This is a genomic window from Desulfitobacterium nosdiversum (assembly GCF_049860565.1).
Lineage (GTDB): Bacteria > Bacillota > Desulfitobacteriia > Desulfitobacteriales > Desulfitobacteriaceae > Desulfitobacterium_A > Desulfitobacterium_A nosdiversum.
In genome coordinates this window covers 1,825,186-1,841,827 of the sequence record NZ_CP172056.1, presented here as the reverse complement: position 1 = coordinate 1,841,827, position 16,642 = coordinate 1,825,186, and the positions used below count along the sequence as shown (strand labels likewise).

The following is a 16,642-nucleotide window of genomic DNA, read 5'->3' as shown; positions in this document are numbered from 1 at the left end:
TAGTGATCAATTGTCCAGTTGATCACGCCCCCTCTCCCCATAAGACGCTATAAGGCGTCTTTTTGGGTTCAATAAGATAGAGATTATACATTAATTAAGTTCAAATAGGCTTTCTGTTATTTTTGTATTAGATAACTATACGTGCTTTTATCAGCTCTGCTGTGGTTACAGATTTAAAGACGTTCTGCGTAATTCAGATATAATTAGGAGTAGGGCTTAAGGTTTACCGTCGCTTTCCGCCTCCATCATGTAAGAGCTTCTTTCGCATGGGGTACTACATTTTGAAAAATTCTACTCACAAAGAGGATCATAATCGTTAATTTTCCTATTATGTTCAAAGTCCCACACGTTGATCTAAAGTCCTATATTGCAAAGCCTCTGCTAGATGACTTCTTTTTATCCCCTGTGTTCCTTCTAAGTCCGCAATCGTTCGAGCCACACGCAGAATCCGATCATGTCCGCGAGCGCTTAAATGCTGTCTTGCAAACACTGAGCGCAAAAGTTGTTCTCCTTTGTCATCTAAGGCACAAAATTCTTGTGTTTCCTCCGCCGTCATTTCTGCATTCGTTCGCGTTTTCCCTAAACGGGACCACTGTCTTTCCCGTGCTGCTAAAACACGTTCTTTAACCACTTCAGAGGTCTCTCCCTGCATCTTCGAATGCAATTCATCAAAATCAACCCGCGGCACTTCCACATGGAGATCAAAGCGGTCCAGCAACGGCCCGCTTACCCGCCCGCGGTAAGCCTCAACCTGCTTAGGCGTACAAGAACACGATCGTTTAGCGTCTCCGTACCAGCCACATTGACATGGATTCATGCTGGCAATTATGCTTAGCCGAGCAGGATATTTAACACTTCCCTTTTGCCGAGTGACTGTAAGTTCCCGATCTTCTAAAGGCTGCCGCAATGACTCTAAAACCCCTCGCGAAAACTCAGGAAGTTCATCCAAAAAAAGCACACCATGATTCGCTAAAACCAGTTCACCAGGCTTCATATCCCGACCTCCGCCGAGAATTCCAATTGCAGTTGCCGAATGATGAGGTTTACGGAAAGGTCGATGGGTAATAAGCTGTCCGCTATGCCCTAGTAACCCGGCAATACTGTAAAGCTGAGTAACTTCGAGACTTTCACTTCGGCTTAATGGAGGAAGTATGCCTGCATAAGCTTTAGCAAGAAGGGTTTTGCCCGATCCAGGCGGACCGATCATCAAGAGATTATGTCCCCCTGCAGCTGCAATTTCGAGAGATCGTTTCGCTTGCAACTGACCATGGATTGCTGAAAAATCAATGATATTATGATCTTCGCGAGGATTTATGTCTTTTTCGGATACAGGCTGAATAAAGGAACTTTCACCTTTAATCGCTTGGACTAAGGAAAATAAATCATAAGCCGTCTTACTGTGAATTTCTTCGATTAAAGCAGCTTCTTCCCAATTTTCAGGCGGGACTATCAGAGATTTGCCCGTGTTAGCTAAAGAAACTGCCATAGCTAAAATTCCTGGTATTGGACGCAATACGCCTTCCAAGGAGAGCTCTCCTGCGAAAACCAGCCCCTGAAGTCTGCTTTCAGGACATTGACCTGTTGCAGCTAATATCCCCATGGCGATCGCTAAATCTAATCCTGATCCGTCCTTTTTGATATCGGCAGGTGCCAGATTTACCGTGATTCGCTGCAACGGAAATTCAAATCCCGAGTTTTTTACGGCTGAACGAACCCGTTCCCGAGATTCGCGGACAGCAGCGGTCGGTAATCCGACCACGTCAAAAACAGGCAATCCATTCGAAACATCTACTTCGACTCGAATTAAATGGGCTTGAATCCCAGATACCGCTATTCCAAAGACTGCAGCAAACAAGCCAATCCCTCCTTACGAAGGAATTCGACCTGCTCCTCCAATATCCTTCCTGTATTAACCAATATATTCTATATTTGTTATTATCCTTCTATCGGATTAATATTCTCGGGCTGCCGCGGTATTGTAAAGATAAATTGAGTTCCGACACCAACTTGACTCTCCGCTTTAATCTTTCCGCCATGAGCTTCAACAATCTGTTTTACAATGGCTAAGCCTAAGCCCATACCGCCGTCTTTTCGTGAGCGAGCCTTATCGACTCGGTAAAACCGATTAAAAATATGTGGCAAATCTTGTGACGGAATTCCTTCACCCTCATCCGTTATAATAAATCGAATTAAATTCTCTTCCTGCTTCGAATCGATTCGGATCCTCTTTCCTTGAGGAGTATACCGAAAGGCATTGTCCATTAAATTGATAAACACCTGAAGCAAACGGTCCCGATCCGCTGTAATTTCGCCCTGAATAGGCATTATCTCTAATTCTATCCCTTTTTCCTCGGCTAAGCTTTGATAGCGATATTTTAGATCTTGCATAAACTCTTCAAGATCCATAGTTTGAAGCTCTAAAGTCTTCCAGCGTTCAAGCCGGTTTACTTCTTGCAGTTCATAAACGAGTTTAGCTAAGCGGCGTGTCTCATCAAGAACAAATTCAATCTGCTCGGGTTGATCTTTCTGAGGTATTACACCGTCTTGAATAGCCTCAAGATATCCTTGAATAAGATGAAGCGGTGTTCTTAATTCATGGGTAACACTCGCCATAAAATCCCGTCGTTCTTTCTCTGCTCTTAAAGATGCTGTTATATCCCGCAGAACAGCAACATATCCTTCAACCCCGTTTCTCGCAGATGTTGAAGCGATAGAAACTTGCAGCACCTGTGTTCCTAGGGAAAGATTCTTAATTTTCCCCTCACCTTCTGAATGAAGAAGTTCCTGGAGAAATGTTGCAATCTGCTTTTTACGATCGGATGCACTTTCTTCGTCCTCTGACCACAGTGCCTTTGCTGGCTCATTCGTATAGAGAATCTGACCCTCTGCATCCAGCATAATTACAGCGTCGCTCATTCCTTCGACAATTCCCTCGAGCAAATTTCTTTCCTGAGATAACCATTCCATATGATTTTTTAGACTTTGCCCCATTGAATTGAGCACGCCAACGAGTTCCCCTATTTCATCCCTGCTGTTTATTCCCGTAATATTTTGAAAATCGCCTTTAGCCATACGGCTCGCAGCTTTTTGCATGATCACGACTGGACGCGAAACTTGACGTGCGAAAAAAAGCGCGACAAGCGTTGCTAATAGAACTGCCAGAAGAGTAGAGTATAAAATCATTCTTCGGAAGGTTGATATGCTTTCTTGTACCGGTGCCGGTGAGCTCCCCAATAAAAGAACTGCTTCCGCAGGTTTTCCAATCGGAGTTGCCGCAATCAGCATTGCCTGTCCCAATTTATTTGCACTGGGCAGCGCCTCAATCGTAATCGTTTGACCTGAAAGAACCTCTTGCATGTTTTCTTGTGTAAAAAAGTCAGTTAAAAGTAACGGGTGAATCCAAAAGCTCGACCCTTGCATTCCCGTGCCGCTTAACCCCATTCCCCCTCGCCAGCCCGTTATACTGCTAAAGTCGCTGGCTGTGGAAATACTTCCTTTAACCGTTATCAGCCCACCATCGCAGTTCAAAACGATAAGCTGAGTTCCTGCTGAGAGCTTCTCATTTTGCAATGTAGACAGACGTTCTGCCCAGCTTTGCTGACTCTTTAATTGGTTGGTGATATCTTTAGCTTCATTTCCTAATTCATTTAACTTTTGGTTAAGATAAAAATCTCCAAACAGCCATGTGATTGTTATCGTTAAACTTCCAAGGACGACCACAATGAGCAGCATCATCGCCATCCATAATTTCACCGAAATTCTCCAGTTTCTCTTTCTGGACTTCATTCCTTGTTCCTCTCTTCTGAGTTAGGCATTAACAGTTTCCGGATCAAATTTGTACCCGACACCCCAAACTGTAGCGATCATCGCTCTTGCTTTTGGATCAGTCAGCTTTTCACGCAGTTTTTTGACATGCGTGTCTACAGTACGGGCATCCCCGTAAAAATCATAACCCCATACCGTTTCCATCAGCTGCTCACGAGAAAAAACTCGTCCCGGGTTTTTAGCCAGAAAATATAACAATTCAAATTCACGCGGTGTCAAGGTAATGGATTCTTCACCAATCATCACCCGATGCTTATCCTTTTCAATACTCAGATCACCAAATACCAGCGTAGAACTATTCCCTCCAAAATTCCCTTTGGAACGCCTGATTAATGCCTTGACCCTTGCCACTAATTCTTTAGTACTAAAGGGTTTGACCAGATAATCATCCGCGCCAAGTTCAAAACCTAAGACACGATCAAATTCCTCTCCTCTGGCCGTCAGCATAATAATAGGAATATCCGAACCTTGTCTTACTTCTCTGCATACACGCCAACCATCCACCTCAGGCATCATTAAATCAATAATTAAAAGTTCATAATTTCCCTTGCGAAACATGTCCAGACCTTCTCGTCCGTTTTCTGCTTCTTCTACTGTAAAACCTTCACTTTCTAAATACATTCGTACTAAATGGCGAATTCGCTCTTCATCGTCCATAACTAGAATTGGCAGCATAGAAGTTAACCTCCTTACTTATTTAGATTCCGCGAATCCACTGATACTGCGGACTATCTTCATCCCAACGAATAGCGATTAAATCGAAGCGCATTGAAGGCCATGTATGATATTTTCGGCCGAGGATATAATATTCGGCAATTCGTTGTAACCGTAATTTCTTCTTAACAAGAATACTCTCTTCGCCCCATCCATACTTTGGGCTTGTCCGAGTTCTTACTTCAACAAAGATCAGCATATCTCCATCTGCAGCAATAATATCCATTTCGCCGACAGGGCATCTATAATTACGCAGAATAATTTTTAGACCTTGATTCTTCAGGATTTGAACCGCAAAATCTTCTCCTTCTTGACCCCGCTGCTTTTTATTCGTTGCCGGCAAAATTTTTCCTCCTCAAGATTGACCTTATTTCTCAATTACTAATTTCACTTTAGCATATTTTCCCTATCTTGTCCCATCAAAGAAAATATCAATATTTTGTTAAACAAAATAATAAAGGAACGCACTTGAATTTTGTACGTTCCTTCATTAATAACGTTATTGATGTTGCTAACTTAACAAGTTATAAGTTTATTTCAAATACTCGGGAAGCTCATTCATAATATTCGCCGGTTTGCTTTCGTGGAGGATAGCCTTGGCAACAATATAGTCGGCTGCCTTTTCTAAGCGTATGGAATGCTTAATTTGATCTAAGGCCCCGGGTATTTCCTCAATGCGCTTGCGGCGTGTTTCGTAATCAGCAGTAAGTTCCATGAATGAAGCCGGTTGTTTGGAGATAGCTTCTTTGATGTCTTCTTCGGTGATTTCGGGTGAAATCTTCTCGGCGATGGCATTGAGAAGCAGGTTCTTTTTAACCGTTGTTTCAGCCTGGGGGCGAACTTCTTTTCTAAGATCGTCCATAGTGCGGCCGGAAGCTTTCATGTAGTTTTCCATAACTTGCGTTCCCATCTGCTTGCGGATCTGATTAATCTCGAACATGACCTGCTGTTCTATGATCTCTTCCTGAAGGGCAAAAGGATTTGCTTCAAGAAGTTGTTTCATCACAGCTTCTTTTTTATGAATATGCGTTTTTTCTTGGGCCATCGCCGTAAAAGAGCTGCAAATCTCTTGTGTCAGCCCTTCTATGGAATTAAAGGGGAGCTTTTCAAGCAGTTTTGCGTCATCGTTTTCGGCACCATGCTGCTTGCGCAGGCTGACCATCTGCTGCGCCATGTCATCTTCAGTGACAATCACCGGTCTATAATCGGCCTCCAACCCTTCAAACTGTTTCAACTCGAATTCGGGTTCAAGGATTACATGGACTTCGAGGACGCAAGGCTGCCCCAGTGCCGTAGACTTCGGCATGATCTTTGGGAACGTGATGGGATGGAGCCTCAATTCCTTAATAGCTCTCATATAATAGGAAGGCATGAGCTTTTCTAACGCCTTGCCTGCTATTTTCTCTAGCTCGGGATATTGTCGCAGCAGCATCTCGTTGCTCAGGAACGCGGGCGCTGATTTTTTATCGTTTGCCGATGTGGCTTTATAGTATTCTTCCATTAATGCTTTTTCAAGGGTCTTTGCATCAATATCGATCATAAAGACCGCCTCGTTTTTGCTGGCTTTGAGCAGTGTAGCTGACATCGTTCCCCTCCTTATTTCTCAGTATCCTTGAATATGGGATATATCATTAAACACAACCCACATGCGTTTCCGAAATCATAAAATCTTACTTAATACTTAAATCCTTAATATTACTTTGCTTCATTTAAATAAATGGGCTGTAAATACTTTCCGAGCATCATGGCTAATAAATCCCGTCGGGCAAATATGGCGGCAAGCCTTGCAGCGATTGCAGATATCAGGTTGGCTGCCTTCAACTAGTCCGACCCGAAGGTTTTTACCTTTACCTAAAAACACCAACTTGTTATTGCCCGTTTTCTTGCATATTCTAACGCAAAGTCCGCACAGAATACATCCTGCATTGATATCCTTATAAGAACCCGAATTATAGCCTTCTTTCGATTGAATAATCAATGAAAGCAATAATTCTTCAACCTCCTGCTTAAGAAAAGGTCCTCTTTTCAGTAAAAGCCGAGCTGCCTGAGCCTGCAACTTTGAAATTCGCGCACTCCTTGTCCTGATCCGTAATCCATCTTCAGCTTGCATCAGACAAGCATGTTTCACCTTCCAGGAATTTTCCCCGTATACTTCCAATATACAAAGGCCGCAACTTCCATAAGGTTCTAGTTTTGAGCTAAAACACAGAGAAGGCAAAATTATGTTTTTTTCTTTTAAGGCTTGCAGCAATGGTATATTTCGTCGTACATATTTATTTTGATCATTTACGCTTATTTCTACGAATTCTTCCACATAAATTCCTCCGAGGTAATATTTATGCAATTAAAGGGACAGGTCTCATAGCAAGCCCAGCACTTGGTGCAGAGCTGTCGATCGACAACATACCTTTCCTGGCCCGATCTCATTTTAACCGCTCCGGTAGGGCAAACCAGATAACAAGCCTTGCAATCTCTACACGAGGTTAAATTAATCTTCAAATCGATAAGGGGTTTGCAATGAACTGCCGGGCAACACCCCCTTAGATGCGCCTGGTATTCAGAATAAAAGTTCTTTAAGGTGGTCAAAACTGGATTAACCGCTGTCTGGCCCAAACCGCACAAAGCTGAGTCCGCAATAGCTTTGCTAAGCTCCTCGATTTCTTCTAAAATGCCCTCCTTTGCCTTGCCGATACATAGCTCCAGCAGCAACGACTCCAGCTCTGGCAATCCATCCCGGCAGAATACACACTTTCCACAGGATTCATGAGCCATGAAATTTATCATGTGCCGAGCCATGTCGACCATACAGCTATTAGTCCCCAGTGCTACTATACCTCCCGAGCCCATGATTGCTCCGGTAGCAGCCACGCTTTCATAATCAAGAGAAAACCTGCTATAAGGAACAATTCCTCCTGAGGGACCGCCAATATGTAAAGCTTTAACCGATTGCTTTGAAGCACCTCCGATTTCTTCCATAAGAACGTGGGTATCCGTGCCCAGCGGCACCTCAATAAAACCCACCCGTTCAACTGCACCAGCCAAGCAAAAGATTTTGGTACCCGGGCTTTTCGTCGTGCCCAATTCACGGTAGGCATCTACGCCGTTTAGCAATATCCAGGGAATATTAGCCAAGGTCTCGACATTGTTTATAAGCGTGGGATGATTTTGTAAGCCCTGAGCAGCTGGATAAGGGGGGCGGCACTTTGGCTCTCCTCGTTTGTTCTCCATTACTTGCAGCATAGATATTTCTTCACCGCAAACAAAAGCACCTGCGCTTTCAACAACACCAATTTCCAGGCTAAAGCTTGAACCCATGATATTGCTGCCCAGCAATCCTACCCTGCGGGCACTGAAAATAGCATTGCGTAAAGTCTGGACGGCTAGTGGATATTCATGGCGCACGAAGATATAACCTTCAGAGGCTCCTATGGCATAGGCAGCAATAATCAAACCCTCCAAAACGCTATGGGGATCACTTTCCAGCAAAGCCCGGTCCATATAAGCGCCTGGATCACCCTCATCAGCATTTGCCACCACAATACGCTTTGGATCAGGACTGCGGGATGTGATATTCCATTTTTCACCTGTAGAAAAACCGGCCCCGCCTCGGCCACGAAGCCCTGAAGCCGTAACCATATCAATTATATTGCTCGGCTTGAGTTTGAAAAGGGCCCTTTCCAGCGCCTGATAACCGCCCATAGCTGCATACTCAGTTATATTTTGAGGATTGATCAAACCACAGCGGCCACTGATACGTCGTACTTGTGGATTAAAAAATTTCTGAAAACTGAAATTCTCAAGTTTAATTAATTCGAGATCGTGAATGCCGCGCAAAACACCGATCTGATGTTCTTGAGCCACTGCCCAAAGATTATATGCCGAAGGAGGAGCTCCCTGCGCTGTTGTGATGATACTCCACAACGACTGTTTATCCACCCGACCATAAAAGTAATGCCTTCCCTCAGGAGTTCTAATATCTACCATGGGCTCAGCATAACAGGCACCCAGACAACCCACACTTACAACACGGGCCTGATTTTCCCAATCCCGCCCAACCAGAGTTTGGGTTATAGACTGTGCCCCAGCAACACGACCGCAGGTAGCCATGCCAACACTGATTCTTGATATCTTCGGAAACAAAGACAGACGTCCTTCTTCTGCCAGGCTCTGTAGAGGAATTTGAACATCATAATTAAATAATTTAAAAGGATTCTCAACTTGTTTCTTTTTTTCTTCAATTTCTTTTAGAACTGATGCAGATACCTGGTACTTACGACGGGCGGGGGTATGAAATTGGCTCATGACTTTTTCCTCAAATCACCAAGCAGCAATGGAACCTGGTAAGACTTTATTTTGTTTTTAATTTCTTCATCCTGGATAATTACCGGTGCCTGACTGCATGCGCCTACACAATAGACCTGCTCTAGAGTGACAAGGCCGTCCGGTGAGGTGTCGCTTCCATCTAACTTTAGCTCTTCGGTAAATCGGTCATAAATTAGGGGTGCCCCTCGGGCATAGCAGGCAGTTCCATAACAGATACGGATCCGGTGTTTACCAGCAGGTTTGGTACGGAAAGAGTCAAAAAAACTCACCAGACCGTGAAGCTGAGATTCAGGGATTCCGATGCGTTCTGACAGTTCAGTCAATAAATCTCTTGAGATAAAACCATTCTCTGCCTGTATCTTATTCAAAAGATTAACAGCCTTTCTTTCTTTTTCGGATAGCTGATCCCACAATTGGTCTATATATTCGGACATTTATTCTCCCCCTTATTGAAGGCGAAAGCAGTATAACTTCATTCAATATAGAAATTAAATGTTTTTCCTTTGCCAATTTTTGATTTACACCCCCCTCATAAAGAGGGGGGTATAAATATACGGCTTTTAAGGCTGAAAACTTCTGGTCCATTAAAATTGCTTAAGGAACAAAAAGCACTTTTCTTGAACCGTTTATTTTTTTGGCTAGTTCTTCTACCGGTCCATATTCAATAACGGATGCCTGGCAATGGTGTACACAACTGGGTTTTTTACCTGCAGCCACTCTATCGCCGCACAAATCACAAAGATGTGTGGGGATGGGAACATAGGTTAATTCCCATTTGTCTTCCGAATCTTTAAGTTTAAAAGGACCATTTTTAGCTAATTTAATACCGAATTTACCTACGGGAAGATTTAACTCTTTTTTACAGGCAACTTCACAGCTATGACATCCCGTGCAATATTCATAATCTATTAATAAACCGTTTTGCGACATATTTCTTTACCTCCTTTTTTTATGCTTTGTAAATCTTACAAATGGTGTTCTTTATCGGAGCTCCATATCCGGTGGGGCCGGTTGTACACTGTGTTGTAAGGTTGTTGATGTTAGATTCGAATGCCCCATAAAGGGTAGGTTCTGCTGCTTCTCTTTCCGGGAACCACCAGCCGTGTTCACCATGAACAACTCTGGGATCCCAACCCGGATCAAGTACAGCCACCTGTTTGCATTTGCCTAAGTTATTTTCAATCCATACCCAGTCTCCCTCTTTAATGCCATATTTAGCAGCTGTATCGGGGTGCATGGTTACTCTTGGGTTCGGATGGAATTCCCGCATGGTGGCACTCTGACGGTGTTCAGAATGGAAGAATTCCCATGACCTTGCTCCTGCAGTTAGAACTAACGGATATTCCTTCATCAATTGCGGAGTAGCGACCGGGCTGTATACCGGTTCCATATGGTACGGAAGCGGATCCAGGCCCCATTCAACAAAAATATCCTGGTAAAGATTAACCAATCCGGTATCAGTATTAAACCCTGGCTCTCCGTCTGGACGGAGCTTACCACTTTCATATTTTTTGTAATGAGCTTTCGGCCACATTACAACTTTTTCTTCCAGCTCTTTGAAGGTTACACCGGCTGGTTTTAAAGCCCAGTCAATCATGTCTTCCACCGTATCCCATGGGAAAGCTTCAGGATTCAGACGTTTGCCTAGATCTAAAACAATTTCCTCATCCGTCTTACAGTCTTCAAATTGAGTAACCTTGGAAATGGATCTTAACGGTGTCCACCAGTTTCTTAAGCTGTCACGTTCAACACTCATTGCAGCTGGCAGAACCAGATCAGCAAAGGCTACAGCAGAAGGAGTTAAAACAGGATCAACACATACAACGAAGGGTACTTTTTTCAATGCTTTGTATACGCGGGGGGCTTCTGCTGAGGTATTCACAAAGGTGTTTGTAGATTCCATCCAGTACATCCGAACGGGATACGGCCTGTCAGTTTCAATCGCCTCTAAAACTGTGTCTCCGCGTGATGTTACAGCTAGTCCAAATTTGAGCAGCGGATATTCTGCAACACCGAGACGCTTCGCCCGCATTTCCTCCGACAACTCAGCAAGACCCCAGTCTGACGCTACGTGGGCAAGGCGGTCTACACCGAATGCCGACCGTATAAGATGGTTTCCGCCAGGAACATCAAGGTTGCCGGTAATCGCAACCAGGGCACAAATAGAGTTAGCAACCGAAACGCCGGCTCTCTGAGTATCTATAGCCAACCCCCATTGAATCGCTGCAGGTTTAGCTTTAGCAAACAGGCGTGCTGCCGCCGCAATCTTTTCCGCGGGAACCCAGGTAATTTCTTCTGCTTTATCAAGAGGATATTCTTTAACCCGTTCAGCCAATTGTTCAAACCCATAAATCCATTTTTCTACGAATTCTTTATCATATAGTCCTTCTTGAATGATAACATTAAGCATAGCCAACCCAACGGCAGCATCAGTACCTGGGCGAAGCTGCAGCCAATAATCCGCTCTGGAAGCAAACCATGTCAGGTGGGGGTCTACCACGATAAGTTTTGTCCCCATTTTCATCATATCAACAATCCAGTGGCCGAGGAATCCGTCACCATTGCTGATAATAGGGTTATTACCCCAGATTACAACAACTTCCGGGCGTTTCCACTCGGGATTTTCATAACGGCGTTCGTCCATCTGAGATGCATCAGTAATAAAGAAATCCCCGAGCATGGTTCCCATGGCTGCGGCACGAGGCAGGTAACAGGAATCACCGGCCAGGAACCCCATAGAGAAGTTAGGACTTTTAAAAGCCGAATAAGTCAATTTCGGTACGATGGACCATGTATTACGTCCTGTTCCAATGGCAGTTACGATAGACTCGGGCCCATAATCTTTCCAAATTTCACGGACTTTTTCTTCGATAATATCATAGGCTTGATCCCAGGTAATCCGCTCCCATTTATTCTCTCCACGTTCACCAATCCTCTTCATTGGCCATTTAACCCGTTTGGGATCGTTGACCAGTTCCGGCATACTCAAGCATCGCATGCACAGTCTGCCAAAATTATATTTGCTTTCTGGGTCCCCTTCTACCTTAACAAGTTCATTTCCTTTTGTGTAATAAAGGACTGCGCAGCCATCATGACAACCCGGAGCTGTCCAGGCACATGTACGGGTTACTGTTAAATCCCCTTCTTGCCACTGTACTTTTTTACTATCACTACCCATTAGTGCATACCCCCTTATAATTTCTAACACTTATCACAAACAAAAACCTAAATCCAATGAAACAATAACCTGACCCGAGTCTCATGCGCGCATTAGGTTGTGAATATCCTTTATCAGTATAATGAGCTATCCTATTTCTTTTTTTTAGGAACGTCAGCTTTGCATCTGCGACACTTTTCAAGCGTCGGTGGATTAAACATGCCACATGAAGGGCACTTTACATTTTTGGTCGCATAGTCACTTAGACTGTAATTCACATACTCGTTAGTTGTGTCACTTTCCGGTTTGAAACCGTTGTCCTTGCTCATAACTGCTCTGCCTCCTTATAACTTTATTCTTCAACCCAAAAAGCAAAAAGCAAAATTCCAATCCATCGCTGTTACGGTCAGATGTTGAACAAACAGCCTTAAGATGGGCTTCATGCGCACATTCCCCTCGGTTGTCATCCCCCCTTATTTGTCATTTCGTTGGTTTACTGTCCAATATAAGTTACATTGCAATAATCACGCCAATCATTGTTTTCCCTAGCAAATATAATTTTTAAGGCTGTATTAAGCTATTTTTAAGCAGGTAATGGATTGAAATGAAATTGAGCCTGTTGGTATATTTTATTTATTTAGGAATATCTCGGGAATACCCTGGGAATTATGACATATCGCTGTCTAAAGAAAGAACTGGCCATTTTTATTAAAGCCAGTTCTTTCAATAAACTACCTATTGATCGTTTTTTTCTGTTTCGGCTGATTCTTTCGGTATTTCCATTTCAGCTGATTCTTTTGGTATTTCCGTCCCGCATTTTCTGCATTTCGGCAATGTGGACGGATTAAACATACCGCATTTAGAGCATTTAACATTTTTAGCTGCGCTTGGTGGTCTAAAACACATAATACTTTACCCCCTGATTATTAAAATTTTTTCTCCGCAAGAACTACTTTAAAATTCATGCTATTATTTGAAATTGCAAGATATATACCAACAAATAGTAATTTTTTAAAAAATTAAAAAGCCCGGATGTACGGGCTTTTTAACGTTTTATATATCTTGTTTTACGTGAACTTTACTTGGCGAGTGCCAAAAAGAAACTTTATTGGTAATTTCCTGATCTTCTTACCACTTCTAAATAACCAAACGCTACTTTAGTTTAATTCTGCTATTCGCCGATAGGCATAATCAACATATTAATTAATTTTTTATCTAATAATTAATATCATATTCTTTTAATTTTCTATAGATCGTTGACTTGCTAATACCTAGCAAACAAGCAGCGAGAACTACATTTCCTTTTGCCATTTTCATGCCTTTAAGTATAGCGCTTTTTTCGGTGTCGGCTAAAGATTGAATTTTGTCCATTTCTTCAATATTATCATAGTTAACTATATCGTCTGATGTTTTAAAGGTATCCATAAAAATAAATTTTTCCGGTAGGTCTTGAATATTAATTATTTCCCCAGAATTGATTACCGCATGAACCATGGCATTTTCCAGTTCCCTGACATTTCCAGGCCAAGTGTAGTTGTTAATTACGTCTAATACACTCTGACTGATCTTTGGAATCTTTTTGCCAATTTTCCTAGAATATCTCCTTACAAAATAGTTAGCCAATAAGTATATATCTTTATTTCTATCTCGTAGTGGAGGAATGGCAATCGTCAAAACGGATAGACGATAATATAAATCCGCTCGGAAACGCTTTGCCTTAACCATACTACTAAGATTCTGGTTGGTGGCGGCAATAACTTTAAAATCTACTTTTTTTGAACGCCGTGCTCCAATACGCATCACTTGCTTGTCTTCCAAAACCCTAAGCATAACGGCCTGAAGCTCAAAGGGCATGTCACCAATTTCATCCAGAAATAGAGTACCGCCTTCCGCCAGTTCTATTTTACCGGGTCGTCCGCTGCGATCTGCACCTGTAAAACTTCCACCTTCGTAGCCGAATAATTCACTTTCAATAAGCTCCCTTGGTAATGCTGCACAATTTACGGCAATAAATGGTCCACCGGAGCAATACTTGTTATGGATAGACTGAGCAAAAAGTTCTTTGCCCGTCCCGCTTTCACCGATTAAAAGAATATTTTCCGGAGCCTCTGAATAATATTGGCCTTTGGTGATAGCCTTTTTAATGGCATCACTTTCACCGATAATATTTTCAAAAGTAAATCGGGCTACTGCGCCGGCGCGGTTGGCAGTCAGTGCATTTATCTTGCCTACCGAATTAATTCTGAGAAGCGCTCCATCAAATTCTTCTGTATTGTCGTCTAGAACCGATTGAACATTGATAACATAATTCTCATCAATTTGGTCAGAGTGTATTGTTTCCTCGATATTACCTGACTCACCTTTTGCAGCCATTGCTATAAGTTTGGAATCCTTTTCCAGGAAATTACGAATATTGCTATGATAGGCTTCATCTTCTGACAATTTAAATATTTTTCTGCCCTCTTCATTGCTATAAACAATCATGCCGTTCTGATCAATAGTAATAATACCCTCATCAATTGAAGCTAAAGTAGCTTCTAGAGTCTTATTTGCCATTTTAAGACTAGCAAAGCTCTTTTGCAATCTAAGCTGCGATTCCACTGCCGTACTGATCGCTGTAATCAAAGCAAGTGTATTCGTACAGTATTTCTGAAAGAGTTCATCCCAGGGTTCCTTTTTCAATACCTGGGCCAAAACAATGGTAGCAATAACGTTTCCATTCTCGTCTTTTATACAAGCCGCTGAAGCTACGATATTTTCTAGCCCTCTGCAATAATTTTCAGCCCCGAATAGTATAAATGGGCGCTTGTGATTCATGCTCATTGAATGAGCAGATGTACCAATGAGTGACTCATCCCATATCATTCCAATTAATGAAGCCTCAACCGGCAGGGTTAATACTTTGCCTTCGTGCAATAAAAATACGCCTCTGTTATCAGCTAGATATATCCCGTAAGAATTCGAAATAGCCAGGTTTTTGAACGTGTTTATTATAGGTGTGGTAATTTTTATTAAATTGTTATTTTTTTCCATTACTTTTAAAAAAGCTTCATTTTTTAACCTGCGGCCCAGTAAAGATTGGTAAGGATTGGCATCCATCTTACGACACATAATCCAAGAAGCAGCTATATCCGGGTCCATATATGGGCATTCACGCGGATCATAGCTTTGATCAGCTAAAAATTTCTTTTTGCATTCCACTATCCCTTCCCAGCGTTCCCGATTCATAATGCGATAATTATCGATGGAAAATAGACTATTGTTTTGTAAGCTATGCGGGTCAGTTATCTTTGTATCCACCGCAAATCCTCCTTTACCACACCAAATTATTTGACCATATCGCCTACTTTCTTAATTATGCATTATACAAATTATGCTATATGTCCATTATATAATGGATAACCTTTTTTTGTATATTATTGATTTAGTTGGAGGGCCTATCCTGAACTGAAAAAACAGTCTTTAATTACTTTAAAAAATAACTGCAGGTTACAAGTAACCTGCAGTTAGCGCAAATAAGACTAAATATACCAAATATTTATACCTAATAGAATTAATTTTTGAAATACCTAAACAAGCTCAGTTGAAGTGATTTAAAATGACTCTCTCATCTGAGTTGTTGTTTTACCTTTCATTAGATTCCCCAGAAGCCTTGGCATAATGAGAACCAAAACTATGGTGAGAACTAAAAGGACAGTGACAGAAATCCAGGCATTCCCATCGAATCGGAAGAGCAAAGTCCCTGAATTCGGGAGTTCCTCTCCGCCGAAAATAAAGTTATAGCGCAAGGCAAAAACTCCGATCAGGCTCAACAGACCAGACATTCCCAATGCTTTGGCTGAACCTTTGCTGATGAGAACAATGGCTAGCGGCAGAACCATTCCTAGAACAACCTGAACGAGTATAAAGGAAAACGCCTTTGTTCCGCTTAACAGATTCATAATGACTGCTCTTCCGGCTCCGTTGAGGGTTAGAACTGAAATAAAGTGGAAAGCGATCAGTAAAATTTCAAGGACCACCATCCAAACTTTCATTCCGTGCAGTGCGTCTTTAGCATCTCCGCTTTCAAGTTGGAGGGTCTTGGGCAGAAAACCTTGAAGCAAGCTAATTAAACTGAGTGCAGCGACCAAACCCGATGTCAGGAACAGGATCGGAAGCAGAGCGGAGTTCCAGAGCGGCCGGCCGGGAACCACTGCCAGCAGAAATCCTGTGTAGAGTCCAAGGGCTATGGCAAAGATTACCCCTACTTTCCCCCAAACCTTTGCTTTGTCATTCTCTCTCCATAGGAAATGGGCGTAAATAAGGCAAACGATGCCATAGATTAAGAGAATAAATGAGCCCCAACTCATTACAGAAGCTGGGTTAACTCGGAAAAAAAGAGTTAAAGCACGCAGAGGTTGGCCCAAATCAAAGATTAACGCTAAAAGCCCAGGAATAAGCGTAGCCAGTGCCATGGCGCAGGAAGGCTTTGCCAGAGGTTTAAAATTCTTAAGTCCAAACACAGGACCTAGACTTGATAGAAGAAACAGGCCGGCACTGAGCCCTGCGAGAAAGAAATAAAGAACAATTAACGGACTAAAGGCTGCGTAATGCTCTGTCTGAAAAACATAGATCAGATCCATC

13 protein-coding genes are annotated in these 16,642 nt (G+C 42.6%); all 13 read right to left on the bottom strand.

Going from position 1 to position 16,642, the window contains the following annotated elements; all coding sequences use genetic code 11:
• Positions 1 to 334: 334 nt before the first annotated feature.
• Complete coding sequence (locus ACHOLT_RS08735) at positions 335 to 1,855, bottom strand: YifB family Mg chelatase-like AAA ATPase (RefSeq protein ID WP_425807316.1); 1,521 nt, start codon at positions 1,853 to 1,855, stop codon at positions 335 to 337.
• A gap of 80 nt (positions 1,856 to 1,935) precedes the next feature.
• Positions 1,936 to 3,786 carry an ATP-binding protein gene (locus ACHOLT_RS08730; RefSeq protein WP_425807315.1) on the bottom strand — a complete coding sequence of 617 codons (1,851 nt, stop codon included), beginning with the start codon at positions 3,784 to 3,786 and terminating at the stop codon, positions 1,936 to 1,938.
• A 21-nt stretch (positions 3,787 to 3,807) separates the two neighbouring features.
• Positions 3,808 to 4,500 (bottom strand): response regulator transcription factor, encoded by a 693-nt coding sequence (locus ACHOLT_RS08725; RefSeq protein ID WP_425807314.1) that lies wholly within the window; start codon positions 4,498 to 4,500, stop codon positions 3,808 to 3,810.
• 22 nt (positions 4,501 to 4,522) lie between these two features.
• Positions 4,523 to 4,882 carry a YraN family protein gene (locus ACHOLT_RS08720; RefSeq protein WP_425807313.1) on the bottom strand — a complete coding sequence of 120 codons (360 nt, stop codon included), beginning with the start codon at positions 4,880 to 4,882 and terminating at the stop codon, positions 4,523 to 4,525.
• 189 nt (positions 4,883 to 5,071) lie between these two features.
• Complete coding sequence (locus ACHOLT_RS08715; RefSeq protein ID WP_425807311.1) at positions 5,072 to 6,124, bottom strand: trigger factor; 1,053 nt, start codon at positions 6,122 to 6,124, stop codon at positions 5,072 to 5,074.
• Between the two features lie 120 nt (positions 6,125 to 6,244).
• Positions 6,245 to 6,853: a 2Fe-2S iron-sulfur cluster-binding protein gene (locus tag ACHOLT_RS08710; protein WP_425807309.1), complete on the bottom strand. Its 609-nt coding sequence runs from the start codon at positions 6,851 to 6,853 to the stop codon at positions 6,245 to 6,247.
• On the bottom strand, positions 6,838 to 8,841 hold the full coding sequence (locus ACHOLT_RS08705; protein ID WP_425807307.1) for an NADH-ubiquinone oxidoreductase-F iron-sulfur binding region domain-containing protein: 2,004 nt from the start codon (positions 8,839 to 8,841) through the stop codon (positions 6,838 to 6,840). Before ACHOLT_RS08705 ends, ACHOLT_RS08710 begins: the two co-directional genes overlap by 16 nt.
• On the bottom strand, positions 8,838 to 9,296 hold the full coding sequence (locus ACHOLT_RS08700) for an NAD(P)H-dependent oxidoreductase subunit E (protein ID WP_425807306.1): 459 nt from the start codon (positions 9,294 to 9,296) through the stop codon (positions 8,838 to 8,840). The genes ACHOLT_RS08705 and ACHOLT_RS08700 overlap by 4 nt, the downstream gene beginning before the upstream one ends.
• Positions 9,297 to 9,456: 160 nt before the next feature.
• Positions 9,457 to 9,792 carry an oxidoreductase gene (locus ACHOLT_RS08695; protein WP_425807305.1) on the bottom strand — a complete coding sequence of 112 codons (336 nt, stop codon included), beginning with the start codon at positions 9,790 to 9,792 and terminating at the stop codon, positions 9,457 to 9,459.
• Between the two features lie 19 nt (positions 9,793 to 9,811).
• A complete protein-coding gene (locus ACHOLT_RS08690; RefSeq protein ID WP_425807303.1) occupies positions 9,812 to 12,040 on the bottom strand; it encodes a molybdopterin-dependent oxidoreductase in 2,229 nt (742 codons plus the stop codon).
• Between the two features lie 714 nt (positions 12,041 to 12,754).
• Entirely contained in the window at positions 12,755 to 12,925 is a 171-nt protein-coding gene (locus ACHOLT_RS08685) for a hypothetical protein (protein ID WP_425807302.1), read from the bottom strand.
• 309 nt (positions 12,926 to 13,234) lie between these two features.
• Positions 13,235 to 15,319, bottom strand: a complete 2,085-nt coding sequence (locus ACHOLT_RS08680; protein WP_425807300.1) for a sigma-54 interaction domain-containing protein — start codon at positions 15,317 to 15,319, stop codon at positions 13,235 to 13,237.
• A gap of 293 nt (positions 15,320 to 15,612) precedes the next feature.
• A complete protein-coding gene (gene nrfD, locus ACHOLT_RS08675) occupies positions 15,613 to 16,641 on the bottom strand; it encodes an NrfD/PsrC family molybdoenzyme membrane anchor subunit (protein WP_425807298.1) in 1,029 nt (342 codons plus the stop codon).
• Position 16,642: the final 1 nt, after the last annotated feature.

Bases quoted from the DNA above. Each gene is read 5' to 3' on its own strand.
- ACHOLT_RS08730 (WP_425807315.1), bottom strand. From the start codon at position 3,786: ATGAAGTCCAGAAAGAGAAACTGGAGAATTTCGGTGAAATTATGGATG.
- ACHOLT_RS08725 (WP_425807314.1), bottom strand. From the start codon at position 4,500: ATGCTGCCAATTCTAGTTATGGACGATGAAGAGCGAATTCGCCATTTA.
- ACHOLT_RS08715 (WP_425807311.1), bottom strand. From the start codon at position 6,124: ATGTCAGCTACACTGCTCAAAGCCAGCAAAAACGAGGCGGTCTTTATG.
- ACHOLT_RS08705 (WP_425807307.1), bottom strand. From the start codon at position 8,841: ATGAGCCAATTTCATACCCCCGCCCGTCGTAAGTACCAGGTATCTGCA.
- ACHOLT_RS08700 (WP_425807306.1), bottom strand. From the start codon at position 9,296: ATGTCCGAATATATAGACCAATTGTGGGATCAGCTATCCGAAAAAGAA.
- ACHOLT_RS08695 (WP_425807305.1), bottom strand. From the start codon at position 9,792: ATGTCGCAAAACGGTTTATTAATAGATTATGAATATTGCACGGGATGT.
- ACHOLT_RS08690 (WP_425807303.1), bottom strand. From the start codon at position 12,040: ATGGGTAGTGATAGTAAAAAAGTACAGTGGCAAGAAGGGGATTTAACA.
- ACHOLT_RS08685 (WP_425807302.1), bottom strand. From the start codon at position 12,925: ATGTGTTTTAGACCACCAAGCGCAGCTAAAAATGTTAAATGCTCTAAA.
- nrfD (WP_425807298.1), bottom strand. From the start codon at position 16,641: ATGGATCTGATCTATGTTTTTCAGACAGAGCATTACGCAGCCTTTAGT.